This is a genomic window from Frankia sp. BMG5.60 (assembly GCF_059428125.1).
Map to the genome: position 1 here is coordinate 577884 of NZ_CM182091.1, position 13506 is coordinate 591389.

Annotated in this window: 11 protein-coding genes; 3 read left to right on the top strand and 8 right to left on the bottom strand. The window is 75.6% G+C overall.

Features of this window, described 5'->3' with window-relative positions:
- Positions 1-66: 66 nt before the first annotated feature.
- Positions 67-717: a phosphoribosylglycinamide formyltransferase gene (gene purN / locus AC5R91_RS02365; RefSeq protein WP_495395433.1), complete on the bottom strand. Its 651-nt coding sequence runs from the start codon at positions 715-717 to the stop codon at positions 67-69.
- A 16-nt stretch (positions 718-733) separates the two neighbouring features.
- Between purN and AC5R91_RS02370 the strand changes: the two genes are divergently transcribed.
- On the top strand, positions 734-997 hold the full coding sequence (locus AC5R91_RS02370) for a hypothetical protein (protein ID WP_495395434.1): 264 nt from the start codon (positions 734-736) through the stop codon (positions 995-997).
- Positions 998-1147: 150 nt separating this feature from the next.
- Here the strand turns inward: AC5R91_RS02370 and AC5R91_RS02375 are convergent, their stop codons facing one another.
- From AC5R91_RS02375 to AC5R91_RS02390, 4 genes are read right to left on the bottom strand one after another with little or no spacing between them, the layout of a single operon-like run.
- A complete protein-coding gene (locus AC5R91_RS02375; RefSeq protein ID WP_495395435.1) occupies positions 1148-1654 on the bottom strand; it encodes a cobalamin biosynthesis protein in 507 nt (168 codons plus the stop codon).
- A gap of 8 nt (positions 1655-1662) precedes the next feature.
- Complete coding sequence (locus AC5R91_RS02380; RefSeq protein WP_495395436.1) at positions 1663-3366, bottom strand: cobyrinic acid a,c-diamide synthase CobB; 1704 nt, start codon at positions 3364-3366, stop codon at positions 1663-1665.
- On the bottom strand, positions 3360-3968 hold the full coding sequence (gene cobO / locus AC5R91_RS02385) for a cob(I)yrinic acid a,c-diamide adenosyltransferase (RefSeq protein ID WP_495395437.1): 609 nt from the start codon (positions 3966-3968) through the stop codon (positions 3360-3362). The genes AC5R91_RS02380 and cobO overlap by 7 nt, the downstream gene beginning before the upstream one ends.
- 1 nt (position 3969) lies before the next feature.
- Entirely contained in the window at positions 3970-6432 is a 2463-nt protein-coding gene (locus tag AC5R91_RS02390; RefSeq protein ID WP_495395438.1) for a VWA domain-containing protein, read from the bottom strand.
- A gap of 396 nt (positions 6433-6828) precedes the next feature.
- On the opposite strand from AC5R91_RS02390, the gene AC5R91_RS02395 reads away from it, so the two are divergent.
- Both AC5R91_RS02395 and AC5R91_RS02400 read left to right on the top strand, forming a co-directional pair.
- On the top strand, positions 6829-7902 hold the full coding sequence (locus AC5R91_RS02395; RefSeq protein ID WP_495395439.1) for a pentapeptide repeat-containing protein: 1074 nt from the start codon (positions 6829-6831) through the stop codon (positions 7900-7902).
- A gap of 188 nt (positions 7903-8090) precedes the next feature.
- Positions 8091-8831, top strand: a complete 741-nt coding sequence (locus AC5R91_RS02400; RefSeq protein WP_495395440.1) for a formylglycine-generating enzyme family protein — start codon at positions 8091-8093, stop codon at positions 8829-8831.
- A 225-nt stretch (positions 8832-9056) separates the two neighbouring features.
- Here the strand turns inward: AC5R91_RS02400 and AC5R91_RS02405 are convergent, their stop codons facing one another.
- The 3 genes from AC5R91_RS02405 to AC5R91_RS02415 all read right to left on the bottom strand — a co-directional run bounded on the left by AC5R91_RS02405 (position 9057) and on the right by AC5R91_RS02415 (position 13450).
- On the bottom strand, positions 9057-10913 hold the full coding sequence (locus AC5R91_RS02405) for a hypothetical protein (RefSeq protein WP_495395441.1): 1857 nt from the start codon (positions 10911-10913) through the stop codon (positions 9057-9059).
- A gap of 108 nt (positions 10914-11021) precedes the next feature.
- Positions 11022-11864 carry a class I SAM-dependent methyltransferase gene (locus AC5R91_RS02410; protein ID WP_495395442.1) on the bottom strand — a complete coding sequence of 281 codons (843 nt, stop codon included), beginning with the start codon at positions 11862-11864 and terminating at the stop codon, positions 11022-11024.
- A 344-nt stretch (positions 11865-12208) separates the two neighbouring features.
- Positions 12209-13450, bottom strand: a complete 1242-nt coding sequence (locus AC5R91_RS02415; protein ID WP_495395443.1) for an IS256 family transposase — start codon at positions 13448-13450, stop codon at positions 12209-12211.
- Positions 13451-13506: the final 56 nt, after the last annotated feature.

Consider the following 13506-nt stretch of genomic DNA (forward strand, 5'->3'; position numbering starts at 1 on the left):
CGAGGTGGCGGGCGATGCCGGAGGCGGCCCCTGCGCCGACGATGACCGAGACGTACGCCTCGCCCTTCACGGACGTGGATCCGAGGCGCTGACTCCATGGCCAGACGAGGGTGCCGCGCGCATGGCGAGCGTGCTGACCACGGCAGGGAGCAGGAGGTGCTCGGCTGCCAGAACCCGTTCGGCGAGGCTGGCGACGGTGTCGTCGGGCAGAACGGGAACCTCCTGCCGGGCGATCACGGGACCCTCGTCGTACTCCGCGGTCACGAGATGGATCGAGGGCCCGCTGGTCCGGTCCCCGGAAGCCAGAACGGCGTCGTGGACTGCGCTGCCGTACATGCCTTGTCCGCCGTGGCGGGGCAGCAGCGAAGGATGCAGATTGATGATGCGGCCCGCATAGGAGTCGAGTGTGCGGGGTCCGATCTTTTTGAGATAGCCCGCGGTGACGACCAGATCGATCTGGTGTTGCCGAAGGAGGGCGCAGATGGCGGTATCGAGTTGGCTGGGGGCGGGATGGGTGGCTGTCGACAGGTGCACGGCAGGTATGGCCTGGCTTCGGGCGTAGGCGAGCGCGCCGGAGTCCCGGTTGTTACTGACTGCCAGGGCCAGGCGGAACGCCGCGTCCGTTGTCAGGGACGTCTCGTGAAGCGCGCGCAGGTTGCTGCCGGTGTGCGAACTGGCGGGCGCGGGTGACGATCGGGGCTGGGACGAGGTCTTCACCTGGCTCGTCGGGCTGGTGCGAAGATCGGAGCGGTCCGGGCGCGCTCCCGGTGCGGCTGCGGCGCTCCTCTACCTGACCCGGACCACCACCGCCGGCACGGCGCGAACCCTCCGCCTGGTCGATCTGGTCCGTTGCCACCCGCGGCTGCTGCACCTGACCTGGGTCGAGGAGCTCTGGCCGCAGGTCGCCGTCGGCGGACCGCCGCCCGACCACGTCCAGATGCCCGACCCGGACGCCCTGGCCCAACGGGCCCGCCGCCCCCTGTTCGACCCCGTGTAGCCGCGGGGTTCCGGACCAGTTGCCTGCTTGGTTCGGGAGGGTGCCTCCATGTCGGCGCCACTGACTCTGGACCCCGAGGAGATCGCCTGGGTTCTGCGACGCACATCGGTTGTCGCCGGTGTGCGGGGCGCATACACCGCATCTGAACCATCAGGGGGTTGCGCGGAGCTGCGACCGTGGGCCGGATCCGGATCCGGATCCGGGTGCGTGTTCGGGTATGGGTGCGTGTTCGGGTATGGGTGTAGGTGCGGGGTGGCGGGCGACGGCGAGTGTGGTCCGGCGGCCGGTGCATTTGGGTAGCAGCAGGACCGGTCGCGGTGCGGCGGGGTCCGGGTCGAGGGGTAGCAGGCAGGCTGCCTCGGCGACGCTCGGTGTTCCTACTGCGGCCCGCGTGAGGGCGCTGGGGTGGGGGACGTCGACCGTGGCGAGGCGGTGCGGCGGGTAGCCCGCGACGGGCCAGTGGTAATGGTCGGCGGCGGCGACGATGCCCGGCTCGTCGCGGCGGGCGGCGACGGTGGCCAGCAGGCGCACGGCGCCCGCCGGCACGCCGAGTTCGCGTAGCGCCGCGTCGACGAGCGCGAGGATCTCCGCCGCGTCGACCCCGGGCCGTGCGCCGACCCCGACGACCAGATCGGCCGCGGTCCACGCGGTTGCCATCGTGGGGCTCAGGCCGCGCCGGGACGGCGACCATCAGCGCCGGGGACGCCAGGGACGCCGGGGATGGCGGGGACGCCGGGGTGCCGGGCGCTGGCAGGGTTGTCGCGGCGGGACGCGCGCGCGGCGGCGAGCAGGCCGGTGGCGATCTGCGGCCGTCCGGCCCAGTGCAGGTGCAGGTAGGAGGCGTGCACCCGGCGGTGGACGAAGCCCTCGGCCAGCCAGCGTGACGGCGTCTCGGTCGGCCCCGCCACCGGAGGCTCGGCGGTCGGCGGCGGCGCCCCGGGTAGCGCCGGCGGTGGCGCCGCGCCGAGAGAGGCGGGGGCTGCGGGGTCGACGACGGGCAGCCACCAGGCCGCCGGGGGCGCCCCGGCGGGCGGGGGAAGCAGGACGGTGCGGTGGAACTCGTGGGCGGCCAGGATGCTGCCGGCCGGCGCCAGCGGGCTGGGCGTGGCGGCGACCGCCCGGCGGTAGCCGAGGGTGAGCCGCGGGCCCATCACCGCGTCGACGTCGAGGACGGCGCACATCGGCGCGCCGTCGAGGCTGCGGGCCAGGTACAGCAGCCCGGCGCACTCGGCGGCGACGGGGCCGCCGCGGGCGGCGAACGCGGCGATCTCGCCGCGCAGCCGGGTGTTGGCGCTGAGCGCGCCGACGTGTTCCTCGGGGAAGCCCCCGCCGATGATCAGCGCGTCGGTGCCGGCGGGCAGCGTGTCGTCGCGCAGCGGGTCGACGGCGACGACCTCCGCGCCGGCGGCGGCGAGCAGCTCGACGTGCTCGGCGTAGCCGAAGGTGAACGCAGCCCCGCCGGCGACGGCGATCCGCGGCGGCCGGCCGGCCCCGCCGACCGGCCCCTGCCCGCCGTCCCCGATCACGGTGGACGGGGCGGGGGCAGCGGCCGTGATGGACGCGGCGGGGATGATGGACGCGGCGGGGATGGTGGACGCGGCGGAGGCGAGGGCCGTGGCCGGGTCCCAGGCCTCGGTGCGCAGCGGCGGGGCGGCGCGCGCCACCCGCAGCAGACCGTCGAGGTCGCAGGAGGCGGCGACGAGCGCGCCGAGGCGGTCGACGGCGTCGAGGGCGGCCGGGCGGCGTTCGGCGGCGGGCACCAGGCCCAGGTGACGCGACGGGGTGTGCACGGACTGCTCGCGAGGGACGGCGCCGAACACCGCCACCCCGATGCCGCCCAGCGCCTCGGTGAGCAGCTCGCGGTGACGCGGCGAGCCGACCCGGTTGAGGATCACCCCGGCCAGGTGGATGCGCCGGTCGAACGACCGGAACCCGGCGACGAGCGCGGCGATGGACCGGGCCGCGCCGGAGACGTCGACGACGAGGATGACCGGAGCGTCGAGTAGCCGGGCGACATGCGCGGTGGAGGCGTGGTCGGCGGCCTCGCCGGGCTGCGGGCGGGCGACCCCGTCGAACAGGCCCATCACCCCCTCGACGACGGCGACGTCGGCGCCGCGCGCGCCGTGGGCGAACAGCGGGGCCAGGCGCGCCGCGCCGCACAGCACCGCGTCCAGGTTGCGTCCGGGCCGGCCGGTGGCCAGCGCGTGGTAGCCGGGGTCGATGTAGTCGGGGCCGACCTTGTGCGGGGAGACGCGCAGGCCGCGGGCGCGCAGGGCGGCCATCAGCCCGGTGGTCACCGTCGTCTTGCCGGCGCCGCTGGTCGGGGCGGCCAGCACGAGGCGGGGCAGCGCGAGTGGCGCGCTCACCATTCGATCCCCCGCTGCCCCTTCTGCCCGGCGTCCATCGGATGACGGATCTTCGTCATCTCGGTGACGAGGTCGGCGGCGTCGAGCAGTTCCTGCGGGGCGCGCCGGCCGGTGACGACGACATGTTGCCGGCCGGGACGGGCACGCAGGGTGTCGACGACCTCGCCGACGTCGAGCCAGCCCCAGCCCATCGGGTAGGTCATCTCGTCGAGGACGAGGAGCCGGTAGGTCTCGGCGGCCAGGTCGCGGCGGATCTGCGCCCAGCCTTCCGCCGCCGCGTCCGCGGGATCGCCGTCGGGATCGACGCGGCCCTGCACCCAGCTCCAGCCGGAGCCCATCTTGTGCCAGTCGACGGTGCCGCCCGCGCCGGAGTCGGCGAGCACCCGCAGGGCGCGTTCCTCGCCGATGCGCCACTTGGCGGACTTGACGAACTGGAACACCCCCACCGGCCAGCCCTGCGACCAGGCGCGCAACGCCAGCCCGAACGCGGCGGTCGACTTCCCCTTGCCGTCGCCGGTGTGCACGATCAGCAGCGGCCGGTCGCGGCGTTCGCGGGTGGTCAACCCGTCGTCGGGGACGCTGGCCGGCTGCCCCTGCGGCGCCATCTCAGGCCGCCTTTCTGGCGTGTGGGCGCGGCGGTGGGGTCGTCGGCGGCGGTGGGGTCAGCAGCGGCAGGGCGTCGAGTCCGATCGTGATCCCGCCGAGGGCGTGGGCGAGCCGCCCGGCCAGCCCCAGGCGCAGGAAGCCGCTTTCGCAGTCCACGACGACGCTGGCCAGCCCGCCGCGGGGGTGGCCGGTGGCGGGTCCGCCCGCGCCGCCGGCGGCGCGGACCAGGGCGCGGGCCACCGGCAGCGGGTCGGCGCCGGCGGTGGCGCGCCCGTCGGTGACGACGACGAGCAGGGCCCGCCGGGCCGGGTCGCGGCGGCGTTCGGCGCGCAGTACCTGCCCGGCGCGGGTGAGCCCGGCGGCCAGCGGGGTGCGCCCGCCGGTCGGCAGCGCGCGGAGCCGGGCGGCGCCGACCTCGACGCTGGCGGTGGGGGCGAGCACGACCTCGGCGCCGGACCCCCGGAAGGTGATCATGCCGATGCGGTCGCGGCGCTGGTAGGCGTCGGTGAGCAGGGCCAGCACGGCGGTGGTGACCAGGGTCATCCGCGCCTGGGCGGCCATCGACCCGCTGGCGTCGACGACGAACAGCACCAGGTTGCCCTCGCGGCCCACCCGCACCGCGCCGCGCCGGTCGGCGGGCAGCAGGACCGGGGCGGGCCCGCGCCGGCCGCGGGCGTGCTGGTGGGGGGCGGCGGCCAGCAGGGTGGCGGGCAGGTGCACCCCGGGGGCGTCCGCGGCGGTGGTGACCACCGCCCCGCGGCTGCCGCGGGCCAGTGAACGGCGCCCGGCGGCACCGGCAGCGGTGCCGAGGCCGGCCACGGAGAACAGCCGGGGTCGAAACGCCGCCCCGGGCGCCCCCGCGACCCCGGCCGCGGCGGCCGGGTCGGGTGGGCCGCCGGCGCGACGCGATCCGGAGGTGGCCGCCGCGAACGGGGGGAACGGTGCCGGCGGGAGGGTGAGGTGTCCCCCGCCCGCCCGGTGCCCGTGCGGCGGGGCACCGGGCCCGGCGGGGCCTCGGTGGGTCCTGCCGGCCGTCGCGGGCAGCCGCGGATCGTCGGCGCCGGCCCGCGCGTCCGGGCCTGCCGCCGGGTCGCCGCCGTCCGCCGGCGACCGCCCGTCCAGCCCACTGCCAGCGTCGAAGGGGCCGCCGGGGCCGATGTGGTCGTCGCCGCGTGACGCGCCGTCGCGGCCACCGCCGCCGTCCGGACCTCCGCTGCCGGGGCCGCCGCCGTCCGGGCCGCCGCCGTCGGGGTCGTCGTCCGGGCTCGGGCCGTGGCCATCCGAGCCGCCGCGCTCGACGCCGAGGCCGCCGTGGGTGTCGTGGGTGTCGCCGGCTGTGTCCCGCCGCGAGCGTGCGCCCTCGCCGGCCGCGCCGTCGGCGTCGCCGTGCGCCGCACGGTCGGGATCGGCGGCCGCGTCGGCGAGTTCGGCGTCGACGGTGGCGTCGAGGCCGGCGAGCGCGTCGTCGAGGACGGCGTCGAGGGTGGCGTCATCGAGGTCGGGGGCGTCGAACGGGCCGCGGCGGCGCCGGTGCGGCAGGGCCAGGCGCGCGCCCGCGCGGATGTCCGCGGCGCGGACCGTGCCGTGCCCGGACCAGGCGGCCAGCGCCATCGCCGTCTTCGCCAGGACCACGTCCGCGCGCATCCCGTCGACGTCGCAGCCCGCGCACACCGCGGTCACCGCGCGCAGCGCCGCGTCGGTCAGGGTCACCGCGGTCAGGCGGGCGCGGGCGTCGGCGACCCGGGCGGCGAGGGCCGCCTCGGCCGGCGCCCAGGCGGCGGCGAACCCGCCGGGGTCGGCCTCGAACGCCAACCGGCGGCGCACCACCTGCGCGCGCAGCGCCGGATCGCGGCTGGCGGCGACCTGCACGGTCAACGCGAACCGGTCGAGCAGTTGTGGGCGCAGCTCCCCCTCCTCCGGGTTCATCGTCCCCACCAGCAGGAACGACGCCGGATGGCGCACCGACACCCCGTCGCGTTCGACGTGGGCGACGCCGAGCGCGGCGGCGTCGAGGAGCAGATCGACGAGATGATCGCCGAGCAGGTTGACCTCGTCGACGTAGAGCACCCCGCGGTGGGCGGCGGCCAACAGCCCCGGGCGTAGCACGCTGACCCCGTCGGCCAGGGCCCGGTCGAGGTCGAGCGAGCCGGTCACCCGGTCCTCGGAGGCGCCGACGGGCAGCTCGACGAGCCGCGCCGGGCGGCTGACCCCCGCCACGTCCACCGGGTGCGGCCCGTCGGGGCAGTCCGGGTTCGCCGCCTGCGGCGCGCAGGCGAACCGGCAGCCGTCGACCACCTGCAACGCCGGCAGCACGGCGGCCAGGCCTCGCACCGCGGTGGACTTGGCGGTGCCCTTCTCCCCGCGCACGAGCACGCCGCCGAGCGTCGGGCTGACCGCGTTGAGCAGCAGCGCCAGGCGCAGGTCGTCCATGCCGACGACGGCGGACAGCGGGAAGCTCACCACGCCCGCGCCGCCGCGACCACGCGCCGATGGGGTGGAAGGGCCCGATGTGACGGTCTTGCAGGCATGCTGGAGTCCTCCCCAGGGTCCTCGCCCTTGGTCATCACCTGCGACGGCCGGAGTATCCTGGCTCCCGGATCGGCGCGCGCCCTCGGCCTTCCAGCCGCCCGCTGCGGCCGTGACCCGATCGCCACCCCGCCGCCGGGAGATCTGCTCCCGACGTCAGGGCGAAACGATCACCGGATGTGCCTCCCGCGCCGCGCCGCGCCGGTGGACCATCCGGGAAGACCCGCTTCCCGGTGACAGTGGCGGGACCGCGCCGGATTCGCACCGGCTTCCTCCCGAAGCTGTCGCGTCCGCCAGCATGACATATCCGCCGACGTCGAGGAGGCCCGCGCGGTGAGCGACGAGCCCCACCCACCCGCGCCAGGCCGGCCCGGCGGGCCTGCCGAGCTGGGGCTGACCCCCGCTTACCCGCGCCTGGCGGCAGACTGCGGCAGCTGCTTCGCGCTGTGCTGCGTCGCCCCGGGCTTCGCCACCTCGGCGGACTTCCCGATCAGCAAGGCTCCGGGGACGCCGTGCCGGCATCTGAGCCCGCGCCAGGACTGCTCCGTGCACGACGAGCTGCGCCCCCGCGGGTTCCGCGGCTGCGCGGTGTTCGACTGTTTCGGCGCCGGCCAGCAGGTCAGCCAGGTCACCTTCGCCGGCCGGGACTGGCGGACCCATCCCGGCGACGCCCCGCGGATGTTCGACGCCTTCGCGGTCATGCGCACCCTGCACGAATCCCTGCACCACCTCGGCGAGGCCCGTGCCCGGCTCGGCACCGCGGACCGCGCCGGTCTGCTCGCCGAGCTCGACGCCGCCACGGCGGCGACCGTCGCCCTGACCGGGGCCGACGCCGACACCCTGCTCGCCGCGGATCTGCCCGCCCACCGCCGCGCCGTCCACGACCTGCTGACCCGCGCCAGCAACCTGCTGCGCGCCGGGCCCACCCCCGCCGCCGACCGCGACGGCACGCCGCTGGAGTCGGCCGGCACCCGGCGGGGCGCGGCGGCGCGCCGGGCGACTGCCCGCGGTCGGGGTCGGGGTCGGGGGCAGTCGGACCGGCCGCTGGGCCTCGGCGCCCAGCGGTCGGACGGGGTGCGCGGCCTCGGCGCGCCCAGGCCGCGCACCCTCGGTGTCGACCTGGTCGGCGCGCGCCTGGCCGGCGCCGACCTGCGCGGGGCGGAGCTGGCCGGCCGCCTGCTGATCGAAGCGAACCTGCGCGGCGCCGATCTGCGGGGCGCGGACCTGCGCGGGGCGGACCTGCGGGGCGCCGACCTGAGCGGGGCGGACCTGCGCGGGGCGCTGTTCGTCGTGCAGGCCCAGCTCGACGCCGCCCGCGGCGACCGGACCGCCACCCTGCCGGCGACCCTGACCCGCCCCGCGCACTGGACGGCGGACTCGACTCGGCCGGCCACGCCATCGACATGATCACGGTGCTACGGGTTTCGCCCTGCCGTCTGGACCCGACTCACCTCCCGATCGACGTCTCGATGATCATAAGGTTCCGCGGAACCGCGCCCCGCCGCGCCTGCGTCCCCTTCGAGGTTGTTGCAGGCCCCGCGGTCCCCGGCCCGCCGGTGCCAGCCGGGGGCGGCCACCGGTGAGATCATGGTCGGATGCAGCCAGGCGTGTCCATCGAGACGGTCGCCGTCCCGGCCGGGCAGGTGACGTTGTCGGATCGGCGTACCCGACGCCGCTGGTCGGTGGATCTCGCTTCCTTCCGGCTGGCGGCATGCCCCGTCACGCAGGCGCAGTACGCGCAGATCACCGGCCTGCGGCCGAGTAGCGTCGAAGGGGATCGGCTGCCGGTCGAGGGCGTGTGCTGGTGGGACGCCGTCCGGTTCTGCAACGCCCTGTCCCGCCACGAGGGTCTGACGCCGGTGTACCGGCTGCCCGCCCACGTCGGCGACGGCCACCTCGGCGACGGCGACGGCGAGGGCGAGGTGGGCGGCAACGGTGAGGGCGCGAGCGGCGACGTTGCGTGGGAGACCGGTGCGGACGGGTACCGGCTACCGACCGAGGCGGAGTGGGAACACGCCTGTCGGGCCGGGACGACGGGGGCCCGCTACGGCCGCCTCGACGACATCGCCTGGTACCGCGCCAACGCCGGCGAGCGGCCGCAGGACGTCGGCGGCCGGGCGCCCAACGGGTGGGGCCTGCACGACATGCTCGGCAACGTGTGGGAATGGTGCTGGGACGTCTACGACGCCGAGGTCTACGGCAGCTACCGGGTGCTGCGCGGCGGCGGGTGGTTCGACGAACCGTGGAGCTGCCGGGCCTCGGTGCGCCGCCGCAGCCACCCGACGCTGCGCCTCGACGACGTGGGCCTGCGCGTCGCGCGTTCCCTGAGCAGATGAGCGGCCCGCGGCCGCACCGCAGGACGGTCGAGTCGGCGGCCAAGGACGTCGGTCACCAGCGGGTACAGGGCGGCGTGGACCTCGTCGGGAGTGCCGGAGGCAGGCAGTTCGTATCGGCTGTCGTGTGCGTCCGTGGCCGCCGGGAGCGGGACCGGATATCGGGTTCGGCCGGAGCGTCGGGCTCGGGTGGAACGTCGGCGTCGGGCAGAACGCGGGGTCGGCGGGTCAGCGGGTCGGCGGGTCGGCGGGTCGGCGGACGGCGGCGGGCGGGGACGGGAAGAGGTCCCACAGGACCGTGAGGCGGTCGGCGGCGGCGGTGGCCAGCAGGCGGCTGTCGGGGGCGAAGGCGACGTCCTGGACGGGGCCGGCGTGGGCCGGCAGGCGGTGGCCGGGGCCGGGACGTTCGGGGTCGGTGATGTCGCGCACCGTCGCGGTGCGGTCGCCGCTGCCGGTGGCCAGCAGGGTCCCGTCGGGGCTGAAGGCGACGGCGTGCACGGCGCGGCGATGGTCGGCGATCTCGGCGAGGACGGTCTCGGTGGTGGGGTCGGCCACCGAGTAGACCCGCACGGTGCGGTCCTTGCCGGCCACGGCGAGCAGGTCGCCGTCGGGGCTGAACGCCACCGTGAACACCGCCCCGCGGGCGCCCGACAGGGTCACGGTGGCGGTTGGGTGGGTCGGGTCGGCGAGATCCCACAGGGTGACCGTGCGGTCCTCGGCGCCGGTCGCCAGCAGGGTGCCGTCGGGGCTGAACGCCACCGCCCGCACGGCGCTGCGATGCCCGGCGAGGATCGCCGCGCGCCGCGGCACCCCCGGCTCGGCGAGGTCCCACAGCAGCACCGCCCGGTCGTCGCCGGCGGTGGCCAGCAGCGTGCCGCCGGGGCTGAACCCGAGGTCGTGCAGGTAGCCGCGGTGGCCGGTCAGCGTCATCAGCGGCACCGGGCGGGCCGGGTCGGCGACCTGCCACAGCACGGTGGTGCCCGCGTCGCCGGCGGCGGCGAGGATGCGCCCGTCCGGGCTGAACGTCACCGCCCGCGCCCACTCCTGGTTGATCCGCCGGCCGTAGCCGACGGTGGCGACCAGCCGCGGGGGGTCGGGGAACGCCGCCTGCCACAGCCGGACGGTGGTGTCGGTGCCGCCGGTGGCCAGCAGCGCCGCGGTCGGGCTGAAGCTGACGCTCATCGGATGGCCGCGTTCCTCGGGCAGGACGGCCAGGCGGCGGGCGGCGGCCAGGTCGCGGGCGGCGCCGCGCTCGCGGCGGACGCCGGCGCCGGCGCCGGTGAACGTCGCGCCGCGCGCCGCGCCGCCGCGCGCCGGTGGGCCGGGCGGACGGTGTCCGCCGCCGTCGCCGGAGCGTGCGGTGGGCTCGGCGTCGGCGCCGGCGAACGAGGTGGGAGGAAACGGCGGCGGGGCGAGGCCCGTCGCGGGCCGGGGCGCGACGACGGTGATCTGGCGTAGCAGCCAGTCACGCGCCAGCGTCGCATCCAGGCCGAACAGGTCGAAGGCGAGCAGGCCGGCGAACGGCGCGGGCCGCGAGCAGTCCTCGATCCGCACCAGGATGATCCGTCCGCCGCCCGGCGCGCCGACCCCGGCGGTCGGCGGCGGGCCGGCGTCGGGCCCGGGCCGCGTCGTCGGACGCGCCCCCGCCACCGTCGCCTTGGCCGCCGTACCCGGCATCGCCGCATTGCCCGCCACCGTCGCTCTGGCCGGCATTCCGGCGGCGACCGACCGGGCCGTCTGCGCCCGGTAGGCCGCCGACCAGATGACGAGGATCTCCCCGCCGAGCGCGAGATGGCGATCGAGAGCGACCGGCGCCGCCCCGGCGGGCGGGGCGCTGTCGACCAGCGGATGGCTGAGCACCCGGTAGCCGGCGTGGGCGAGCTGCCAGCACAGCCAGCGTGCCCAGGCGGCGTCCGGCTCCGCGACGGTGTGGGAGACGATGATGTCCCACGACGGCCCCGCCGGCACGGCCCGCACCTCGCCGTTCCCCGGACCGCTCAGGTCGCCGGGGCCGCCCCGACCGCCGGGCGCGGCGGCGTCCGCGCCCGTTTCGGGGCCCGGTTCCGCCGCGGCGCCACTGTTCACACCTGGCAGCCTGCCACGCCCACCCCGGCAACGAGAACATGACCATGTCCCGCACCGGCGCCGCAGCAGTCTCCCGCTCGGATCCGCCCACCCGACGAGTGGTGGATGCTAGGCGCGCAGCGTGCTGCGCCGCGGAGGTGTGAGCGTGGCGCGCAGGGAGTACTGCACCGGGACGGGTTGGCCGGCGAGGATCAGCCGCCAACGGTCGTCCTGCCCGCGCTGCATCTGCTCGTCGCGGCCCTCCGGGCCGTCGGCGTCGAGATACTCGGTGAGCGCATCGAGGCGCAGTCCGGCGTCGGCCGCGGCGGTCACGATCTCACCGAGGCCATGGGGGTACTGCACGGTCCGCGTCGTGGTCAGAGCGGTGGCGCTGCTGGTGTAGAACGCCGTCGAGGGCAGGCGGTGCGCTTCGCCGCCCTGGTAGGGGAAGTCGAACCTGACCGGGTCGACGGTGTCGATCATCTGGGTCAGCGGGTGCCCGTCCACGAGCACCAGGGTTCCGCCGGGGCGCAGGGCCGCGGCTGCGGCGGTCATCCAGGCCGTCACGTCGGCGATCCAGGGCAGTACGCCGTAGGAGGCGAAGACGACGTCGAACGAGCCCGCGAGGTCGTCGGGCGGCCGCTGGGCGTCCGCCTGGACGAACCGCGCGTCGATCCCCGCGGCGGCGGCGAGCGCGCGGGCGCGTTCCACCGCGACGGGTGAGAAGTCCAGGCCGGTGACCCGCGCACCGAGCCGGGCCCACGACAGCGTCCCCAACCCGAAGTGGCACTGCACGTGCAGGAGATCAAGGCCCGACACAGAGCCGACCGCTGCGGACATCTCCGCCCGCTCCCGCGGGCTCAGCGCGAGGTGACCGGCGAGGAAACCGTCGATGTCGTAGTAGTTGTCCTGTCCGTGCAGGCGTGCCAGTTCGTCCCAGCGCGCCCGGTTCAGCTCCGTCGCATCGTCCACGGAGCGGTCAGTGTAGCGAGACAGGTATACGTCCGGATCGCCGAACGTCACCGACGTTCGCATCTGTTCAGGCGGTCTGACCGCTCCTGCTCTGCAGTCTGCTGTTCCGCCGCACGGCCGAACGGTCGTCGTGGCGCGATCCCTCCCGCCGGCCGGCGGGAGGGCGGCCGCGGGCGCTGGTGGGCCTCAGCCCTGGGCGGGTTCGCCCCCCGACGATGCGGCGTCGCCGATCCCCTGCTCACCCGCGACCGCGCCACAGGCACGATCCGCGCCCGACCCGGGGCCGAGGTCACGTCCAGCGGCGTGGTGTACGGAAGGTGACTCCGCGTGATCCTAGGTTTAGTTTATGCGGTGAGTGCTTCGGGTGTCACGCTGATCTCGGGTGTGTCGGCCGGCGTGTTCCCCGCGTCGACTTTCGCGAGGATTTCCAGGCCGAAATAGCGGTGGGTTTCGATCCACTCGTCGTGTTGCTCGGCCAGGACGGCGCCGACGAGTCGTATGATGGCCCCACGGTCGGGGAAGATACCGACGACGTCGGTCCGCCGGCGGATCTCCTTGTTCAGTCGTTCCTGCGGGTTCGACGACCAGATCTGCCGCCAGATCTCCCGCGGGTAGGCGGTGAACCCGAGCAGGTCCGCTTTCGCGTCGGACAGGTGTTCCGCGGCGCGGGGCAGTTTCTCGGCGAGGGCGTCGACGACCCGGTCGAACTGCACGGTCACCTCTTTTGCGTCCGCCTGCTCGAAGATGGTCCGGACCAATGTTGCCACCCACGGCTGCGACGACTTCGGTGTGAACGTCAACAAGTCGCGCAGGTAATGCGTCCGGCAGCGCTGCCAGGAGGCGCCCGGCAGCGTCGACCCGATCGCCGCGACCAGACCCCGGTGGGCATCCGAGGTCACCAGCCGGACCCCGGACAGGCCACGGGCGACCAGGCCGCGGAAGAACGCCAGCCAGCCGGCCCCGTCCTCGCTGGACACGACGTCGAGGCCGAGGATCTCCCGGTGCCCGTCGCCGTTCACGCCCACAGCGAGCAGGCAGTGCACGTTCACGACCCGGCCGTCCTCACGGACCTTCATCGTCAACGCATCCGCCTGCACGAACCGGTACGGCCCGCCGTCGAGCGGCCTCGACCGGAACGCCTCGACCTGGCCGTCGAGATGCTTCGCCAACTCCGACACCTGCGACTTCGAAATATGCGCGACCCCGAGCTGTTCCACGAGCTTGTCGACTCTTCTCGTGGAAACCCCGAGCAGATACGACGTCGCGACCACCGAGATCAACGCCTGCTCCGCCCGCCGGCGACGCGTCAACAGCCATTCCGGGAAGTACGACCCGGACCGCAATTTCGGAATCGCCAGATCGATCGTTCCCGCCCGGGTGTCCCACTCCCGCATCCGGTAGCCATTCCGACGATTCGTCCGATCCGGTGATATCTCCCCGTACTCGGCGCCACAGACCCCGTCCGCCTCGGCGCCCATCAACGCCTCCGCGAACGCCTTCACCATCGAGCCCAACAGATCCGGACTCGCCGCCACCAGCTCCTTGCCGAACCCCTCGGCGTCGGTCACAGTCGGACGCACGGCCATCGCGTTTCTCCTCATCGGGTTCTTGGTCGTTCTCGAATGAGGATCACGCGGTGGTC